Annotated in this window: 14 protein-coding genes; 4 read left to right on the plus strand and 10 right to left on the minus strand. The window is 72.3% G+C overall.

Annotation, left to right across the window (positions count from 1 at the left end):
- Positions 1–133 precede the first annotated feature (133 nt).
- The 9 genes from ADJ73_RS17080 to ADJ73_RS15460 all read right to left on the minus strand — a co-directional run bounded on the left by ADJ73_RS17080 (position 134) and on the right by ADJ73_RS15460 (position 7,618).
- A complete protein-coding gene (locus tag ADJ73_RS17080) occupies positions 134–286 on the minus strand; it encodes a hypothetical protein (RefSeq protein WP_156188260.1) in 153 nt (50 codons plus the stop codon).
- 95 nt (positions 287–381) lie between these two features.
- Positions 382–1,521, minus strand: coding sequence for a tRNA 2-thiouridine(34) synthase MnmA (gene mnmA / locus ADJ73_RS15425; protein WP_050349004.1), 1,140 nt, complete (start codon positions 1,519–1,521; stop codon positions 382–384).
- Complete coding sequence (locus ADJ73_RS15430) at positions 1,521–2,822, minus strand: cysteine desulfurase family protein (RefSeq protein ID WP_082177050.1); 1,302 nt, start codon at positions 2,820–2,822, stop codon at positions 1,521–1,523. Before ADJ73_RS15430 ends, mnmA begins: the two co-directional genes overlap by 1 nt.
- An 81-nt stretch (positions 2,823–2,903) precedes the next feature.
- Complete coding sequence (locus ADJ73_RS15435; RefSeq protein ID WP_050349005.1) at positions 2,904–3,320, minus strand: DUF350 domain-containing protein; 417 nt, start codon at positions 3,318–3,320, stop codon at positions 2,904–2,906.
- The gene (locus ADJ73_RS15440; RefSeq protein WP_050349006.1) at positions 3,321–4,541 is read right to left on the minus strand and encodes a glutathionylspermidine synthase family protein; all 1,221 of its coding nucleotides are present in this window, start codon (positions 4,539–4,541) and stop codon (positions 3,321–3,323) included. It lies immediately after the preceding gene.
- Positions 4,541–4,948, minus strand: a complete 408-nt coding sequence (locus ADJ73_RS15445; protein WP_050349007.1) for a hypothetical protein — start codon at positions 4,946–4,948, stop codon at positions 4,541–4,543. Before ADJ73_RS15445 ends, ADJ73_RS15440 begins: the two co-directional genes overlap by 1 nt.
- Before the next feature lie 205 nt (positions 4,949–5,153).
- Positions 5,154–6,104, minus strand: a complete 951-nt coding sequence (locus ADJ73_RS15450; protein ID WP_050349008.1) for an electron transfer flavoprotein subunit alpha/FixB family protein — start codon at positions 6,102–6,104, stop codon at positions 5,154–5,156.
- 31 nt (positions 6,105–6,135) lie between these two features.
- The gene (locus tag ADJ73_RS15455; protein WP_050349009.1) at positions 6,136–6,921 is read right to left on the minus strand and encodes an electron transfer flavoprotein subunit beta/FixA family protein; all 786 of its coding nucleotides are present in this window, start codon (positions 6,919–6,921) and stop codon (positions 6,136–6,138) included.
- Positions 6,922–7,117: 196 nt separating this feature from the next.
- Positions 7,118–7,618: a hypothetical protein gene (locus ADJ73_RS15460; RefSeq protein ID WP_082177051.1), complete on the minus strand. Its 501-nt coding sequence runs from the start codon at positions 7,616–7,618 to the stop codon at positions 7,118–7,120.
- 57 nt (positions 7,619–7,675) lie between these two features.
- Here ADJ73_RS15460 and glgX point away from each other — a divergent pair, with 57 nt between their 5' ends.
- On the plus strand, positions 7,676–9,808 hold the full coding sequence (glgX, locus tag ADJ73_RS15465; protein ID WP_253272606.1) for a glycogen debranching protein GlgX: 2,133 nt from the start codon (positions 7,676–7,678) through the stop codon (positions 9,806–9,808).
- 112 nt (positions 9,809–9,920) lie between these two features.
- Entirely contained in the window at positions 9,921–11,576 is a 1,656-nt protein-coding gene (locus ADJ73_RS15470; protein ID WP_050349011.1) for a phosphodiester glycosidase family protein, read from the plus strand.
- A 108-nt stretch (positions 11,577–11,684) separates the two neighbouring features.
- On the opposite strand, the gene ADJ73_RS15475 is transcribed toward ADJ73_RS15470, so the two are convergent.
- The gene (locus ADJ73_RS15475; RefSeq protein ID WP_082177052.1) at positions 11,685–14,252 is read right to left on the minus strand and encodes a glycogen/starch/alpha-glucan phosphorylase; all 2,568 of its coding nucleotides are present in this window, start codon (positions 14,250–14,252) and stop codon (positions 11,685–11,687) included.
- A gap of 171 nt (positions 14,253–14,423) precedes the next feature.
- On the opposite strand from ADJ73_RS15475, the gene ADJ73_RS15480 reads away from it, so the two are divergent.
- Together ADJ73_RS15480 and treS are read left to right on the plus strand one after the other, a co-directional pair.
- Positions 14,424–16,445 (plus strand): maltotransferase domain-containing protein, encoded by a 2,022-nt coding sequence (locus tag ADJ73_RS15480; protein WP_050349012.1) that lies wholly within the window; start codon positions 14,424–14,426, stop codon positions 16,443–16,445.
- A gap of 3 nt (positions 16,446–16,448) precedes the next feature.
- A complete protein-coding gene (gene treS / locus ADJ73_RS15485; protein WP_050349013.1) occupies positions 16,449–18,191 on the plus strand; it encodes a maltose alpha-D-glucosyltransferase in 1,743 nt (580 codons plus the stop codon).

Consider the following 18,191-nt stretch of genomic DNA (forward strand, 5'->3'; position numbering starts at 1 on the left):
GGACTCCCCGGCCCCACCCCGGCCCATCCCCGGCCTCCTCCCGCTCCTCCCCCGCTCCCACCCGCGTCGAGAGGCGACAGATCGGGGTCATCCGCGCCGGATGACCCCGATCTGTCGCCTCTCAAGGGTGGGTTCAGCCCTCGGCGGGGTCCTCGGAGTGCGCGCGCTCGGTGTCCTGCTCGCCCCCGGCGTCCCCCTCGACCGCGGCCTCGGTGTGCGCCCGGGTGTCCTCGTCGGCCAGCTCGTGGTTGCGGCGCTCGGTGTCCTGCGGGTCGATGTCGGTCATGGTCGGCTCCCTTGCCTCGCGCGGCCGACCTGGAGGTGCCGACCGCTCGTGATGGGCGCGGCATACCCCAGGGCGCGGGGACGCAACCGGCCGGATCAGGCGCGCCAGGCCTGGGCGATGGTCGCCGAGCCCACGACCCGGGTCCCGTCGTAGAGCACCACGCTCTGCCCGGGCGCCACCCCGCGGGTGCGCTCGTCGAGCCTGACCTGCAGCTCGCCCCCCTCGACCCCGTCCTCGACCCCAGCCCCGGTTCCGTCCTCGGTCCCGTCCTCGATCCACGCGGTCGCGGGCAGCTCGGCGCCGTGCGCCCGCAGCTGGGCCCCGACCCGCACCTGCCCGACCGGCGGCTCCCCGCACCAGCGCACGTGGTCGCCGCGCAGCGCGTCGATGCCGAGCAGCTCGGCGGGCCCGACGACGACGCGGTTGCGCGCCACGTCGACCTCGGTGACGTATCGCGGGGTCCCGTCGCCGGACGGGCGCCCCAGGTGCAGCCCGCGCCGCTGGCCGACGGTGTAGGCGTAGGCCCCCTGGTGCTCCCCCACCACCTCGCCCGCCTCGTCCACGATCTCGCCGGGCCGTTCCCCCAGCCGCCGCGCGAGCCAGCCCCGGGTGTCCCCGTCGGCGATGAAGCAGATGTCGTGGGAGTCCGGCTTCTTGGCCACGGCGAAGCCGCGGGCGGCCGCCTCGGCCCGGATCTGCGGCTTGGTCGTGTCGCCCAGCGGGAAGAAGGACCGCGCGAGCTGCTCGGCGTCGAGCACCCCGAGCACGTAGCTCTGATCCTTGGCCTGGTCGACGGCCCGGTGCAGCTCACGCCGAATGCCGCCACGCCCGTCGGCCACCTCCCGGACCTGCGCGTAGTGCCCGGTCGCCACGGCGTCGAACCCCAGCGCCAGCGCCTTGTCCAGCAGCGCCGCGAACTTGATGCGCTCGTTGCAGCGCAGGCACGGGTTGGGGGTGCGGCCGGCGGAGTACTCCTCGACGAAGTCCTCGACCACGTCGGAGCGGAACCTCGCCGCCATGTCCCACACGTAGAAGGGGATGCCGAGCCGGTCGGCGACCCGCCGGGCGTCGCCGGCGTCCTCGAGGGTGCAGCAGCCGCGCGCGGACTCCCGCAGGGTGGCGGCGGACTGGGACAGCGCGAGGTGCACGCCCACGACGTCGTGCCCGGCGTCGAGGAGGCGAGCCGCCGCGACCGCCGAGTCGACCCCGCCGCTCATGGCGGCCACGACGCGCATCAGCTCGCGACCTCCACGGCCGCGCCGGCCTCCCCGGGCGTCGCCGAACCACCAGCCGTCGCCGAGCCGCCAGGCGCCGTCGAGCCACCGGACGTCGCCGAGCCGCCAGGCGTCGACAGGGACCCGGCCCGTCGCGCCCGCTCGACCGCCGCGGGGAGGGCGGCGAGCGCGCGCTCGACGTCGGCGTCGGTGGTGGTGCGCCCCAGGGTCAGGCGCAGCGCACCGCGCGCCTCGGTCTCGGACAGGCCCATGCCGAGCAGGACGTGCGACGGCTGGGGCACCCCGGCGTGGCAGGCCGAACCGGTCGAGCACATGACGCCGGCGGCGTCGAGCAGGTAGAGCAGCGAGTCCCCCTCGCAGCCCTCGATGATCAGGTGGGCGTTGCCGGGCAGCCGGCGGCTCCAGTCGCGGGGCTGCCAGTCGCCGCCGACGCGGATGCCGAGGTCCAGGTCGAGCGCCCCCTGCAGCATCCGGTCCCGCAGCCCGGCTAGGCGGGCCGCCTCGGCCTCGCGCTCCCCGCAGGCGATCTCGAGCGCCGTGGCGAGACCGACGATCCCAGCCACGTCCAGCGTGCCGGAGCGGATCCCCCGCTCCTGACCGCCGCCGTGGGTCAGTGGCTGGACCGTGGCGTCCCGCCGCGCGAGCAGCGCACCGACCCCCACCGGGCCCCCCAGCTTGTGCCCGGTCAGCGACAGCAGCGAGACCCCGCTCGCCGCGAAGTCCACCGCCACGTGCCCGACGGCCTGCACCGCGTCGGTGTGGACCGGTATGCCGTGCTCCGCCGCCAGGGCCGCCACCTCGGCGACCGGCTGGATGGTCCCCACCTCGTTGTTGGCCCACATCAGGCTGACGACGGCCACCGACGCGGGGTCCGTCTCCAGGGCAGAGCGCACGCCGTCGAGGTCGACCCGGCCCACCGCGTCGACCTCGAGCCAGGTCACCTCGGCGTCCTCGCGGCGCACCAGGTGCTCGACCGCGTCCAGCACGGCGTGGTGCTCGATCGTCGAGGTCAGCACGCGTCGCGCTCCGGGGTGCTGCGCCCGGCGCGCCCGATAGCTGCCGATCACCGCCAGGTTGTCGGCCTCGGTGCCGCCGCTCATGAAGACGACCTCGCTCGGGCGCGCCCCCACGAGGTCGGCGATCTGCTCCCGCCGCTCCTCGACGACGCGACGCGCCGCGCGGCCCGCGGTGTGCAGGCTGGAGGGGTTGCCGACGACCGCGCGCTGCGCGGCGACCGCCTCGATCACCTCGGGGTAGGTCGTCGTGGTCGCGGCGTGGTCCAGGTAGCTCTGCTGCTGCACGCCCCCGAGTCTAGGTCGCCGCTCCGACAGACCCCTGCCACCTCTGACACCCCGGACACCCCGGACCCCTGACGCGCCCGGTCAGGCGATGGAGGCGCAGACGATGGCGCTCACGGCGACCATCGCGGCGGCGGCGGTGACGGCGCCGGGGTGCAGCTCCCGCTCCACCGCCATGGCGCGCAGCGAGCCCGGCGTGATCGCGTCGAGCACGACGAAGCTCAGTGCCTGCAGCGCGATCCCCAGCACCCCGAAGGCGACCGTCCACCCCAGGGCCGCACCGAAGCCACCGGCCCCGTTGGTCCAGATGGTGGTGAAGGCGATCGCCCCGAGCCCGAGGAACTCCGCCGCCACCACGACGGCGGCGCTCATCGACCGCTCCGCGTAGATCCGCTGCCCGAGCCGCCCCGGCGTCAACAGGTCGATCACCACGAATCCCATGGTCAGCAGGGCGATCCCCACCAGGCAGTAAATCGCCGCGAACAGCATGCTCTCCAGCATCTAGCGTCCTCTCCGGTCCTCGGCGACCCAGGCCTCGCGCTGGGCGCCGCTCGGTGCTGCGGTGTCGATGAGGTGCGGCACGAAGCGCGCGCCGTAGTCGGTGATCCAGCCGTCGCTCTCCCGGATGCCGAGGCCCGCGGCGTGCCCGTCGACCACCCAGCACCCGAGCACGGCCTTGTTGCCGTCGAGCTCGGGCAGGGGGCACCACTGCTGGTAGCAGTACCCCTCCCCGCCATACGGGCCGGGCTGGGAGAGCTGCACCCCCGCGGCCTGGACACGGATGTTGTCGCCCTCGCGGCCGTGCAACGGCTTGGCGACCCACTCGGTCAGCGGTCCCGGGTCGTCGAGGTAGGCGGGCAGCAGCAGCTCGTGACCGGGGTAGAGGTGCCAGAGCGCGGCGAGCAGGGCCTTGTTGGACAGCACGACCTTCCAGGGCGGCTCGAGCCAGGTGGTGCCGAACATCGGGTTGGGACGTGGCTCGACCCACCGCCCGAAGGGCTCGCGCAGCATGTCTTCCCAGGGGTAGAGCGCGAAGCAGGTGCGCAGCATCTGCGCCTCGTGGCCCACGAAGTACTCCGCGGCCTCGTTGTAGCCGATCTGCCCCATCGTCAGGCCCTGGGTGGCCAGGCCCGCCTGCTCGCAGGTGTCGCGCAGGTAGGTGACGGTCATCCACTCCTCGCCGGAGGTCTCGTGCTCGCTGTGGGCGAACCACACCGGCTGGGTGATCCGCGGCGCCATGTCCTGCCAGGCGGCGATCAGCCTCTCGTGCACGGAGTTCCACTGGTCGCGGTCCGGGTGGACGTCCTGCAGCCAGAACCACTGGACCACCGCGGACTCCAGCAACCCGGTCGGGGTGTCGGCGTTGTACTCCAGCAGCTTGGCCGGGCCGGTCCCGTCGTAGCGCAGGTCGAAACGGCCGTAGAGCGAGGGGGTCCCGGCGTCCAGCGACGCGGCGGCGAGCCGCAACGACCCCTCGGGCAGCCCGAGCGAGCCCATCTGGCCGGTCACCAGGAAGCGGGCGGCCTCCAGGGACATCGCGTGCAGCTGCTCGGTGGCGCCCTCGAGGTGGTCCACCTCGGCGGAGGTCAGCTCGTAGCAGGCCTCCTCCCACCAGTAGGGCTTCTCGGTGCCGTCAGCGGCGACGGTGACAGGGTAGACGAGGCCCTGGGACTCGACCGTGCGGCGCCACCCCTCCCGGGGGTGCGAGGCGAGGCGGCGCATCAGCTCGAGCCCTTGCTGCCGGACCCGCCGAAGCCGCCGCGCGAGATCGTGGTGGACTTGCCGCCGGTGACGGAGCCGGAGGACAGCTTGGTGGTGCCCTTGGGGTCCACGCCGCCGGTGACATAGCTGTGGTCGCTCGGGGCGCTGAACGACCCGCCGCTCACCCGCTGCCCGACCCGCGGCACCCGCGCCCCGTCGTTGTAGTAGTACCAGCGCGCCGGGTGCCCCACGAACCCGGCCCGGGAGCGGCGGCCGTCGCACTCCGTGTCCGGCAGGCGCTCGTCGGTCTGGGCGTCGACGCAGACGCCCGCGCTGGTGCGCCGCGTCTCCTGCGAGCACCCCGTCAGCGCGCCGGCCAGGACCGCGGTCATGCCGAGGGCGACGACCTGGGATCGTCGAGTGGTCATGTCAGCTCCCCCATCTCGCGGCGGTGGGCCGCTCTCCCCGTGGACGTGGGGTGCACCGGTCGGGTTCCGCCGCCAGGACCCAACCTAGCCGTATGCCGGAGCGGGGCCGCCACCTGGCGTCAGGTGACGGCCCCGCAAACCTGCCGCCGGCGGCATAACCTGCCTGCGGAAGGAAGGCCGGTCGATCGTGCTACCGGCGGTAGGTTCAGCGCTTGGTGACGGCCTCGGTCGCCTGCGGCAGCACGGTGAACAGGTCGCCCACGACGCCGAAGTCGACGAGCTCGAAGATCGGCGCCTCCTCGTCCTTGTTGACCGCGACGATCGTCTTGGACGTCTGCATCCCGGCGCGGTGCTGGATCGCCCCGGAGATGCCGCACGCGACGTAGAGCTGCGGGGACACCTGCTTGCCGGTCTGGCCGACCTGCGCGGAGTGGGGGTACCACCCGGCGTCGACCGCGGCGCGGGAGGCGCCCACGGCGGCCTTCATCGAGTCGGCGAAGGCCTCGACCGGGCCGAAGTCGCCGCCGGTCCCGCGACCGCCGGACACCACGACCTGGGCCGTGGCGAGGTCGGGGCGGCCGGTCGACTGCTTGGGCTGGCTGTCGACGATGCGGGCGCCCTTGGAGGTCTCGGAGATCTCCGCGGCCACCGCCTGCTGGGCGGCGGCACCCTGCACGGCCTCCGGGGTGACCGACCCCGGCTTGACCGTCACGAAGGTCGGGCCCGAGGCGCCGGTGGCCTGGACGGTCCAGTTGCCCGCGAAGACGGACTGCGTGGTGAGGATGCCCTGGCCACCGCCCTGCACGTCGACGGCGTCGGTGATGACGCCGCCGCCGCAGCGCACCGCGAGGCGGCCCGCGACCTCGGCGGCGTCGACGCCGGAGGTCAGCAGGACCGCGACGGGCGAGGCCTGCTCGACGACGGCGGCGAGCGCGTCGACGGTGGGACCGACGAGGTGGTCACCCAGCGACGTGTCGTCGTTGACGTAGACCTTCTCGGCGCCGTACTTGGCGAGGACCGGGAGGGCGGTCTCGACCCCCGTGCCGAGGAAGACCGCGCTGGGCTCCCCGACGCGGCGGGCCAGGGTCAGCAGCTCGGCGGAGGTCTTCTTGAGCTTGCCGTCGGTGTGGTCGACCAGGACGAGAACTTCAGCCATGTCAGTGAACTCCTTTGTCTTAACGGCCGGCTCAGATGAACTTCTTGGACGCGAGGAACTCGGCGAGCTGGGTGCCGCCGGTGCCCTCGTCCTTGACGATCGTGCCCTGCTCGCGGGGCGGGCGTGGCGTCGCCTGGGCCACCGTGGTGGCGGCGGCGCCCAGCCCGACCTGCGCGGCGTCGACGCCGAGGTCGGCCAGCGACCAGGTCTCCACGGGCTTCTTCTTGGCGGCCATGATCCCCTTGAAGGAGGGGTAGCGCGGCTCGTTGCCGGTCTGGTCGGTGACCGACACGACGGCGGGCAGGGCCGCCTTGATGCGCTGGGTCGCGGTGTCACCGTCCCGGCGGATGCTGACGGTGCCGCCGTCGACGGTGATCTCCGAGGCCAGCGTCGCCTGCGGCAGGCCGAGGCGCTCGGCGACCATGGCGGGCACGACGCTCATGCCACCGTCGGTGGAGGCCATGCCGAACATCACCAGGTCGGGCTGCCCGACCTTCTTGATCGCCTCGGCGAGCACCAGCGAGGTGGCCACCGAGTCCGACCCGTGCAGCGCCTCGTCGTTGATGTGGACGCCCTTGTCGGCGCCCATCTGGAGGGCCTTCTTGACGGCGTCGGCCGCCGCGTCGGGGCCCATCGTGATGACGGTGATGGTGCCCTCGCCGGCCTCGACCAGCCGCAGCGCCTCCTCGAGGGGGTACTCGTCGAGCTCGGACATGAGACCGTCCACGGCCTGCCGGTCGGTGGTCCAGTTGGAGTCGTCGAAGCCGCGGTCGCCCTGGGCGTCCGGCACGTGCTTGACGCAGACAACGATGTCCATGCGTGCAGGTCCTTCTCTCTCGATCGTCGGGGTCGTGTGCGGGCCCCGTTGGGGCTACTCAACTACATTACTGGCAGGTAACTTGGCAGACCAAGTCAAGACCACGTCAGGACCACGAGACGCGCGCCCCCGGCCGTCACCAGGACGGCCGGGGGCGCGGGGCGTCATACGACGCCTGGCCCGCGACCGGGTCGGCTCAGGCCTGGGGCCGCGACCCGTCGGGGCCGTCGTCCTCGCCCGGCACCAGGCCGGTGTCGAACTGGGCGTTGCCGGTGACGATCTGGTGCCAGGTCTGCACCGCCGCGAGCACCACGGAGGTGGTCATCGGCAGCAGCACCTTGACGTCGACGCCGGGGAGCATGACGTGCTCGGCGGTCACGACGAGGGTGCCCCCGGCGAGACCGGCCTTGACGACGCTCATGCGCAGGGACAGCTCGTTGCACGCGCGCAGCTGGGTGAGCTCGTCCTGGGGGACGTCCTCGCCGATCTGCCACTGGCCGAAGACGCGCATGATCGTCACGTCGCCCTCGATGCACCGCACGAAGAGCTGCTGACCCTGCACCTTGAAGGCGACGTCGCCGTCGGCGTCGATGTCGGCCATGAACCCGTCGTCGTGCAGGGCGTCGATGACCTGGCCCCGCAGCGGGTGCTCGTCCGCGGGTGGCGGGAAGTTGGGGATGGAGGTGGGATCCGTCATGCCCCAACCGTAGCCGCCTCCCCGGGGCTCGGTCACCACGCGCCTATGCTCGGGGCCATGACGCCCCGCACGTACGACCAGCCCCCGGCTCTCGGCGTCACCCTCACCGCCGAGGGCGCCGAGGTGGCGGTCTTCGCCGGGCACGCCGACGCGGTCGAGCTGTGCCTCTTCGACCCGGGCGACACGACCGGCGCCAGCGAGCGACGGGTGCCGCTGCGCCACCGGGCGTTCGGGACGTGGTTCGACGTCGTCCCGGGGGTGCGCGCGGGGCAGCGCTACGGCTTCCGGGTGCACGGGCCGTGGCGCCCGTGGGACGGCCACCGGCACAACCCCGCCAAGCTGCTGCTGGACCCCTACGCCCGCGCCGTCGAGGGCGGGGTCACCTGGTGCCCGGAGGTCTTCGGCCACACCGTGGGGTCCTCGCTGCGCGGCGACCCGGACATCCAGGACCCGCGCGACAGCGCGCCCTTCGTGCCGCGCGGCGTCGTGGTCGCGGACGGCTTCGACTGGGACGGCGACCGCCAGCCGCGGACCCCCCTGTCGCGCAGCGTGATCTACGAGGCCCACGTCAAGGGGCTCACCATGACCCTCCCGGGGGTCCCCGAGCCGCTGCGCGGCACGTATGCCGGCCTCGCCCACCCCGCCACCATCGCCCACCTCCGGCGCATCGGCGTCACCGCGGTGGAGCTGCTCCCCATCCACGCCTTCACCACCGAGCCGCAGCTGGTGCTGCGCGGCCTCACCAACCACTGGGGCTACAACACCCTCGGGTTCTGCGCGCCGCACGCCGGATACGCCGCGGCCCGGGACCCCCAGGGCGTGATCGACGAGGTCAAGGGCATGGTCAAGGCGCTGCACGAGGCGGGGCTGGAGGTCATCCTCGACGTCGTCTACAACCACACCTGCGAGCAGGGCGTCGACGGCGCCACCCTGTCGCTGCGCGGCCTGGACGCCGCCACCTACTACCGCCTCGACGGCCGCGGCGGCGACGTGGACGTCACCGGCTGCGGCAACACCGTGGACACCCGGCACGTGGTGCCGATGCGGCTGGTGCTGGACTCGCTGCGCCAGTGGGTCACCGAGTTCCACGTCGACGGGTTCCGCTTCGACCTCGCGGTGGCCCTCGGCCGCGGCCGCGACGACGGCTACGACCCCGACCACCCCTTCCTGATGGCGCTGCGGGCCGACCCCGTGCTGGGCCGGGTCAAGCTGATCGCCGAGCCCTGGGACGTGGGCTTCAACGGCTGGCGGACCGGACAGTTCCCGCCGCCCTTCCTCGAGTGGAACGACCGGTTCCGCGACGGGGTGCGCAACTTCTGGCTGGTGGACCCGGCCCGCTCCCAGCACCTGCAGGCGGGGCACGGCGTCTCTGACCTCGCGACCCGGCTCGCGGGCTCGGAGGACCTCTTCGGCCACCACGACCGCAACCCCCTGGCCTCCGTCAACTTCGTCGCCGCGCACGACGGCTTCACGCTCGCCGACCTGACGGCATACGACACCAAGCACAACGGCGCCAACGGCGAGGACAACCGCGACGGCTCGGGCCACAACCGCTCCTGGAACCATGGCGTCGAGGGCCCCTCCGACGAGGCGACCGCCGCGCGGCGGCGCCGCTCGATGCGCAACCTGCTCGGCACGCTCTTCGTCTCGGCGGGGGTGCCCATGCTGGTGGCCGGGGACGAGCTCGGCCGGTCCCAGCGCGGCAACAACAACGCCTACTGCCAGGACAACCCGCTCGGGTGGGTGGACTGGCAGCTCGCGCCCTGGCAGGAGGACCTGGTCGAGACCACGGCGTGGCTGGCCCGGCTGCGACGCGAGCACCCCGTGCTGCGGCAGCCGGCGTTCTTCGGGCCGCGGCCGGTGGCCCCGGACGGTGGGCGGGACCTCATGTGGTTCGCCCGCAACGGCGAGATGATGCCCGCCACGACCTGGCACGATCCCACCAACCACACGCTGGTCGCCTACCTCGACGGCTCGGTGTGCGAGGACGTGTCCTTCCTGCTCGTGATGCACGGGTCGGTGCACGACACCGAGGTGGCGCTCCCGCGGGTCGGCACGGCGTCGGGCTACCGGCTGGTGTGGGACAGCACGTGGGAGCGGCCGCGCACCGAGGACGGCGTGTTCTCCCCCGGGCGGCCGACGACGGTGGCCGGTCCGTCGATGCAGATCTACCGCGTCGTCGGTCCCTGACCCGCCCCGCGCGCCGTCGGCCGGTCCTCTCGGGGCCCGGCTTCACCTCGACGACCGCGTCCGGGCGCCGACCGGTCACCTGGCCGTCGCCCGGGATCCCTAGCCTCCCGGCATGACTCGCACGCGATCCGCCCTCCTCGGGCTGGCGGCCCCGGCCGCCCTCCTCGCCGCCGCCACGTCCGCGGCGGGCCCCGCCGCGGCCACCGCCACGGCCGTCCACGCCGACGCTGCCGGACTCACCGCCTCCTCCCCCGCCCACCGTCGCCCGAGCCCCTCCGGTCCCCTGCACCTGGGCGCCTCGGACCTGGTCGAGAGCCGTATGACGACGACCGTCGCCCCCGGCGTGACCCGCACCGTGATCTCCCGCGGCGAGAGCGACCCGTCGCTGCGCTGGGTGGTCGAGGTCAGCATGCCGGCGCTGGCGTCCACCGACCCTGACGCCCCCGCCCGCTCCGTCCAGGACCGGGCGGCGGCCCTGGCGCAGCGCGAGCGCCTCGCGGCAGCCGGTCTCGCCGCCTCGATCGAGGCGGTGCGGCAGCCGGCCGTCGCCGACCTCCCCGCCTCGGTGATCGGCTACCGCCTGCGCCTGGACGAGCGCCCCACCGACAAGGCTCGCGCCGACGCCCTGATGGCGCAGCTCAAGGCCAAGAAGTTCGCGGCGCGCTCGTGGTGGACCGGCTGGGACGGTGACGTCGCCGCCCGGGGGCCCTGGACCATCAACGTGCTGACCATCGACCCGCACCGCTTCCGCGGGAGGCTCGGCGCGACCTTCGGCCCCGACCTCGAGCGGCGCGAGCGCACCTCGGAGCTGTCGGCCTTCACCCGGGCCGTGGCCGCGGTCAACGGCGGGTTCTTCGTGATGGACCCGTCGGCCGGGGCGGAGGGGGACCCCGCCGGCGCCGGCGTCTACGACGGACGCCTGCTGTCCGAGGCCGTCACGGGACGTCCCGCCCTCGCGCTTGACCCGGGCGGTCGGCATACGCGCGTGGCTCACCCGGTCTGGCAGGGTCGGCTGCGGGTCGGGGCGACCGAGGTGCGCCTCGACGGCATTGACCGCGTGATCGGCAAGATCCGCAGCTGCGGTGGCGACCTCACCGACCTGCCCACCGCGCTGCCGCTGCACGACGTCACCTGCGTGGACCCGAGCGAGGCCGTCGCCTACACCCCGGAGTTCGGCGCCCGCACCCCGAGCGGCCCGGGGGTCGAGGTGGTGATGCATCGCGGGCGGGTCATCGCGGTCCGCGACCAGCGGGGCACCATGCTCGGCAAGGGCCAGACGTCGGTGCAGGTCACGGGCCCGCTGATCGAGGCCGTGTCGGCCGTGAAGGTGGGCGACCGGGCCGACGTGGTGCAGTCGATGACGGACGGGTCCGAGCGTCTGGACCGCAAGGGCACCACCGTCGTCAACGGCGGCCCGGAGCTGGTGCGCGGCGGTGAGCTGCACGTGACGCAGCGCCGCGACGGCATGCACCACGCGGACGACCCCAGCTTCGACTACGGCTGGGTGCTGCAGCGCAACCCGCGCACCTTCGCCGGGGTGGACGCGCGCGGTCGCACCCTGCTGGTGACGGTCGACGGGCGGCAGGTCGGCGAGCTGGGCCTCACGATCCCTGAGGCGGCGCAGGTCGCCCAGGACCTGGGGCTGCGGGACGCCCTCAACCTCGACGGCGGCGGCTCCACGGCGATGGTCGTGGGCGGACGGCTGGTCACCCACCCGTCCGACGCCGCCGGGGAGCGTGCCGTGGGCGACGCGATCGTCATCCGCTGAGGCGGGTGCCAGGGCACCGATCGTGCCCTGGCACCCCACAAACCTGCCGGCGGCCGCGGATCCTGCCTGCTCAAGGAGCCCCGGCGGGATCGAGGGCCGGCGGCAGGTCTAGTCGTGGGTGGGCATCCAGATGCGGCGCAGGTAGTCCTTCATCGACCGGTCGGAGGAGAAGAACCCGCACCGGGCGACGTTGAGGATCGCCGAGCGCGTCCAGGCGTCCTGGTCGCGGTAGGCCGCGTCGACCCGCGCCTGCGCGTCGACGTAGGACTGGAAGTCCGCCAGCGTCATGAACCGGTCGTTGTAGAGCAGGTCGTCCACCACCGGAGCCGCCAGCCCGCGGTCGCCGCCGGTGAAGTGACCGCTCGCCAGCAGGTCCATCGCCGCGCGCAGCCGCGGGTTGGACTCGTAGCAGGACGTCGGGACGTAGCCCTTGGCCTGCAGCTCGGCGACCTGCGGCTCGGACATGCCGAAGAGGAAGAAGTTGTCGTCCCCGACGAGCTTGCGGATCTCGACGTTGGCGCCGTCGTCGGTGCCGATGGTGAGCGCGCCGTTGAGGGCGAACTTCATGTTGCCGGTGCCGGACGCCTCCTTGCCCGCGAGCGAGATCTGCTCGGACAGGTCGGCGGCCGGGATGAGCTTGTTGGCCAGCGTGACGTTGTAGTTGGCCGGGAAGGCCACCGTCAGCGTGCCGCGGACCCGCTCGTCGGCGTTGATCGTCGCCGCGACGGCGTTGATCAGGTAGATGATCTCCTTGGCCATGTGGTAGCCGGGAGCCGCCTTGGCGCCGAAGACGAAGGTGCGCGGCACCACGTCCTCGCGAGCCACCTCGCCGTCCACGATCTGCTGGTAGGTCGAGACGATGTGCAGCAGCTTGAGAGTCTGCCGCTTGTACTCGTGCAGCCGCTTGACCATGACGTCGACCATCCCCTCCTCGGGGAGCTCGATGCCGTCGCGGACCACGAGCAGCCGGCGCAGCCGGTCCTTGTTGGCCTGCTTGGTCGCGCGGAAGCGCTCGCGGAACTCCTCGTCGTCGGCGTAGGCCTCCAGGCTCGCCAGCCGGTCCAGCTTGGTCTCCCAGCCCACCCCGATCGTCTCGGTGATCAGCTGCGACAGCGAGGGGTTGGCCAGCCGCATGAAGCGGCGCGGCGTCACCCCGTTGGTGACGTTGGTGAACTTCTCCGGCCACATCGCCGAGAAGTCCGGCAGGACCTTGTCGCGCAGCAGCTGGGAGTGCAGCTCGGCGACGCCGTTGACCTTGACCCCGGCGACGGTGGCGAGGTTCGCCATACGCACCGCGCGCTCGGGGTGGTCCTGGATGATCGACATGCGCCGCACCCGGAGCTCGTCGCCGGGGAAGGTCTCGCGCACCTGGGCGAGGAACTCCTCGTTGATGCGGTAGATGATCTCCAGGTGGCGCGGCAGCAGACGCCCCATGAGCTCGACCGGCCAGACCTCGAGCGCCTCGGGCAGCAGCGTGTGGCAGGTGTAGGCGAAGCAGCGGCGGGTGACCTCCCACGCCTCGTCCCAGCCGAAGCCCTTCTCGTCGACGAGCAGGCGCATCAGCTCGGGGATGGCGATGACGGGGTGGGTGTCGTTGAGCTGGAAGATGATCCGGTCGGGCAGGTCGTGCAGGTCGAAGCCCGGCTCGAGGGTGCGGTCGAGGTAGTCCTTGAGCGAGCAGGCCACGAAGAAGTACTGCTGCTGCAGCCGCAGCTCGCGCCCCTGCGGCGTGGAGTCCTCGGGGTAGAGCACCTTGGAGATGTTCTCCGCGAAGGTCTGCGAGCGCACCGCCTGCGCGTAATCCCCGGAGTTGAAGATCTGCAGGTCGAACTCCTTGGTCGCCCGCGCGCTCCACAGCCGGAGGGTGTTGACGACGCCGTTCTGGAAGCCCGGGACCATGTAGTGGTAGGGCACGCCGAGGACGCTCCAGTCGGGCACCCAGCGGGAGCGCTCCACGCCGTCCTCGCCCACGGTCTTGTCGGTGCGGCCGCCGAAGCCCACCTGGACGGCGCGGTCGGGGTGCGGGAACTCCCAGGGCGCGCCGTACTCCAGCCAGTTGTCGGGGACCTCGACCTGACGGCCGCCCTCGAAGGTCTGCCGGAAGATGCCGTACTCGTAGCGGATGCCGTAGCCGATGCAGGGCACGTCCATCGTGGCCAGCGAGTCGATGAAGCAGGCTGCGAGCCGGCCGAGGCCGCCGTTGCCGAGGCCCGGCTCGACCTCCTGCGCGCGCAGCGTCTGCAGGTCCAGGCCGAGGGAGGCGAGCGCCTGCTCGGCGATGCTGCCGAGGTCGGTGGCCAGCAGCGCGTTGCCGAGCTGGCGGCCGAGGAGGTACTCCGCGGACAGGTAGCCGACCATCTTGGTGGGCTGCTCGCGGCGCCGGCGCGCCGTCTCCAGCCAGTCGGCCATGAGGTAGTGCCGGATCGTGCGGGCCAGCGCGAGGTACTGGTCGTTGCGCGAGGACCGGGACAGCGCCACGCCCTCCCCGAAGTTGAGCTCGCGCAAAAACTCCCGGGCGAAGCCGTCGACGGTCCGCGGGGGCCCACCCACCGGCGCCGAGGCCAGCGCGTTGGTCGGCGCGATGGCCGGCCCGGTGTAGTCGTCGCTGTAGGCCTGCGGGTTCTCGTCCGCCAGCCAGCTGCTGTCAGAAGCCGGGCGCGCGGGGTGCTGGGTCATCTCGCCTCCGAGGGTCGTGGTCTGCCCGGCACGTGGCGGATCAAGGTCTTGGGCCGCTCCGACGCGGTGTGCCACGGTCCGGGACCTGTCGCCACTGTAGTGGACCCTCCCCCGCCCGGTGGCGCGAACTCCGACGAGTGTCCCGGGTCCGATGTGGGTAGCGTGAACCGAGTGACCGCCACAAGACTGTCATCCGCCCCCCAGCTCCCCATCGGCCGCATCCCCGTGCTCGACGTGACCCCGCGGGTCGACGAGGGCCGCCGGCCGGCCAAGTCCGTGACCCACGAGCCGTTCCCCGTCACCGCCCGGGTCTTCCGGGAGGGCCACGACGCGGTCAACGCGAGCGTCGCGCTCACCGACCCGGACGGCGTCGTGCACCACGTGCCGATGCGGTGCAGCAACGTCGGCCTGTCCTTCTGGGAGGCCGAGATCAGCGCCGACCGGGAGGGCCTGTGGTCCTTCCGGGTCGAGGGCTGGTCGGACCCCTACGGCACCTGGCACCACGACGCGATCATCAAGGTCGAGGCCGGCGTCGACGTGGGCCTGATGCTCGAGGAGGGCGCCCGCGTGCTCGAGCGGGCCCTCGCCGAGGTCGACCGCACCCCGGAGCAGCGCCAGGTGCTGCTGGACGCCGTGGCGAGCCTGCGCGACACCTCCAGCCCCGCCCTGGACCGGCTGTATGCCGGCGCCGGCGCCCCCGTCGAGCGCGAGCTCTCCGCGCGGCCGCTGCGCGACTTCGTCTCCCCCTCGCCCGAGCAGTCGTGGCTGGTGGAGCGCCCGCTCGCGCTGGCCGGGGCGTGGTACGAGATCTTCCCGCGCTCCGAGGGTGCCTACCAGGACGAGGACGGCACCTGGCACACGGGCACGCTGCGCACCGCCGCCGAGCGGCTGCCGGCGATCCGGGACATGGGCTTCGACGTCGTCTACCTCACCCCGATCCACCCCATCGGCAGCACCAACCGCAAGGGCCCCAACAACACGCTGCACGCCGGCCCGCTGGACCCGGGGTCGCCATACGCCATCGGGTCGGAGGCGGGCGGGCATGACGCGATCGAGCCGACCCTCGGGACCTTCGAGGACTTCGACGCCTTCGTGGCGCGCGCCCGCGAGCTGGGCCTCGAGGTGGCGCTGGACATCGCGCTGCAGTGCTCCCCGGACCACCCGTGGGTCACCGAGCACCCGGAGTGGTTCACGACCCGCGCCGACGGGACCATCGCGTATGCCGAGAACCCGCCGAAGAAGTACCAGGACATCTACCCGCTCAACTTCGACAACGACCCCGACGGCATCTACCAGGCCGTGCGGGACGTCATCCAGGTGTGGATCGACCACGGCGTGACGCTCTTCCGCGTCGACAACCCGCACACCAAGCCGGTGGAGTTCTGGCAGTGGCTGATCCAGGACGTCGCGGAGTCCCGCCCGGACATCATCTGGCTGGCGGAGGCCTTCACCAAGCCCGCGATGATGCACACCCTCGGCAAGATCGGGTTCCAGCAGAGCTACACCTACTACGCGTGGCGCAACGAGAAGTGGGAGATCGAGGAGTACCTCAACGAGCTGTCGGGCGACGCGGCGGCCTACATGCGCCCGTCCTTCTGGCCGACGACGCACGACATCCTCACCCCGTACATGCAGTACGGCGGGCCCGCGGCGTGGAAGGCCCGGGCGGCGCTCGCGGCCACCCTGGTCCCCACCTACGGCATCTACGCCGGATACGAGCTCATGGAGTGCGTGGCGCGGCCGGGCGCCGAGGAGCAGGTCGACAACGAGAAGTACCAGCTCAAGGACCGCCGCTGGGCCGACTACGCCCCCGGGGGCGTCAAGGAGGGGCAGTCGCTGGACGGCTACCTGCGCCGGCTCAACCAGATCCGGCACTGGCACCCCTCGCTGCGGCTGCTGCGCAACATCACCTTCCACCACTGCGAGGACGAGAACATCATCGTCTTCTCCAAGACCGCCCGGACACCGGACGGGCGCGACGACACCGTCATCGTCGTCGCTAACCTCGACCCGCACTCCACGCGAGAGTCCTGGGTCCACCTGGACATGCCGGCGCTCGGCCTCGGCTACGGCGACACCTTCGTCGCCCACGACGAGCTGAGCGACGCCAGCTGGCACTGGGGCGCGCACAACTTCGTGCGGGTCGGCCGCGACGCGGAGCCCGTCCACATCGTCCACGTTCGGAGGTTCTGACAGGTGCAAGGCCTCAACCTCAACCAGCCTGGTCTCAAGCACGACCCCAGCTGGTTCCGCAAAGCCGTGTTCTACGAGGTGCTGGTGCGCGCCTTCGCGGACAGCAACGGCTCCGGTGCGGGCGACTTCACGGGTCTGCTCGGCAAGCTCGACTACCTGCAGTGGCTCGGCGTCGACTGCCTGTGGCTGCCCCCGTTCTACGCATCGCCGCTGCGCGACGGCGGCTACGACATCGCCGACTACCGCGCGGTGCTGCCGGAGTTCGGGACGCTGCCGGAGTTCAAGGAGCTGGTGTCGCAGGCCCACGCCCGCGGGATCCGGATCATCACCGACTTCGTGATGAACCACACCAGCGACCAGCACCCGTGGTTCCAGGCGAGCCGGTCCGAGCCCGAGGGCCCCTACGGCGACTACTACGTGTGGTCCGACGACGACACGAAGTACTCCGAGGCCCGGATCATCTTCGTGGACACGGAGGTGTCCAACTGGACCTTCGACCCGGTCCGGCGGCAGTTCTTCTGGCACCGGTTCTTCTCCCACCAGCCGGACCTCAACTTCGAGAACCCCAAGGTGCAGGACGAGATGTTCGACATCGTCCGCTACTGGATGGACATGGGCATCGACGGCTTCCGGCTCGACGCGGTCCCCTACCTCTTCGAGGAGGAGGGGCACAACGGCGAGAACCACCCCCGGACCCACGAGTTCCTGGCGCGGCTGCGCGAGATGGTCGACGAGGAGTACCCCGGCCGCATCCTGCTGGCCGAGGCCAACCAGATGCCCCACGAGGTCGTGGACTACTTCGGCTCCGAGGAGGCGCCGGAGTGCCAGATGTGCTTCCACTTCCCGGTGATGCCGCGGCTCTACTACGCGCTGCGCGAGGGCAAGGCGACCCCGATCGTCAAGGTGCTCGAGGAGACGCCCGCGATCCCGACCGGCACCCAGTGGGGCACCTTCCTGCGCAACCACGACGAGCTGACGCTGGAGATGGTGGACGCGGAGGAGCGCGCCGCGATGTACGGCTGGTACGCCCCCGACCCGCGGATGAAGGCCAACGTCGGCATCCGGCGCCGCCTCGCGCCGCTGCTCGACAACTCCCGCGCCGAGATCGAGCTGATCAACGCGCTGGTGCTGTCGCTGCCGGGGTCGCCGTGCCTCTACTACGGCGACGAGATCGGGATGGGCGACAACATCTGGCTCACCGACCGCGACGCGGTGCGGACCCCGATGCAGTGGACCCCGGACCGCAACGCCGGCTTCTCCACCGCGGACCCGGGCAAGCTCTACCTGCCCGTCATCCAGTCGCTCGTCTATCACCACAACAACGTCAACGTCGAGGCGGCGATGGCGTCGAGCTCGTCGCTGCTGCACTGGATGCGCGGGATGCTGCAGGTGCGCAAGCACCACCCGGTCATGGGGATGGGCACCTTCGAGGTCATGCCGACCGACAACGACGCGATCCTGGCCTTCGTGCGCGACCTCAGCCCGCAGGACGCCACCGAGGATGCGCCCGCGGAGAGCGTGCTGTGCGTCAACAACCTCTCCCCGCGGCCCCAGGGGACCCGGGTGCAGCTGCCCGCGTCGTATGCCGGCGCCCAGGCCGTCGACCTGTTCGGCGGCTCCGGCTTCGGCTCGGTCGACGCCGACGGCAGGTTCACCGTGACGATGGGATCGCGCGACTTCTTCTGGCTGCAGCTGATCCGCAGGACGCCCGCCGAGGAGACCGGCGCGGCAGGAGGTGAGGTCTGA

Origin of the sequence: Arsenicicoccus sp. oral taxon 190 (assembly GCF_001189535.1) — a bacterium.
In the GTDB taxonomy this organism is placed as follows: domain Bacteria; phylum Actinomycetota; class Actinomycetes; order Actinomycetales; family Dermatophilaceae; genus Arsenicicoccus.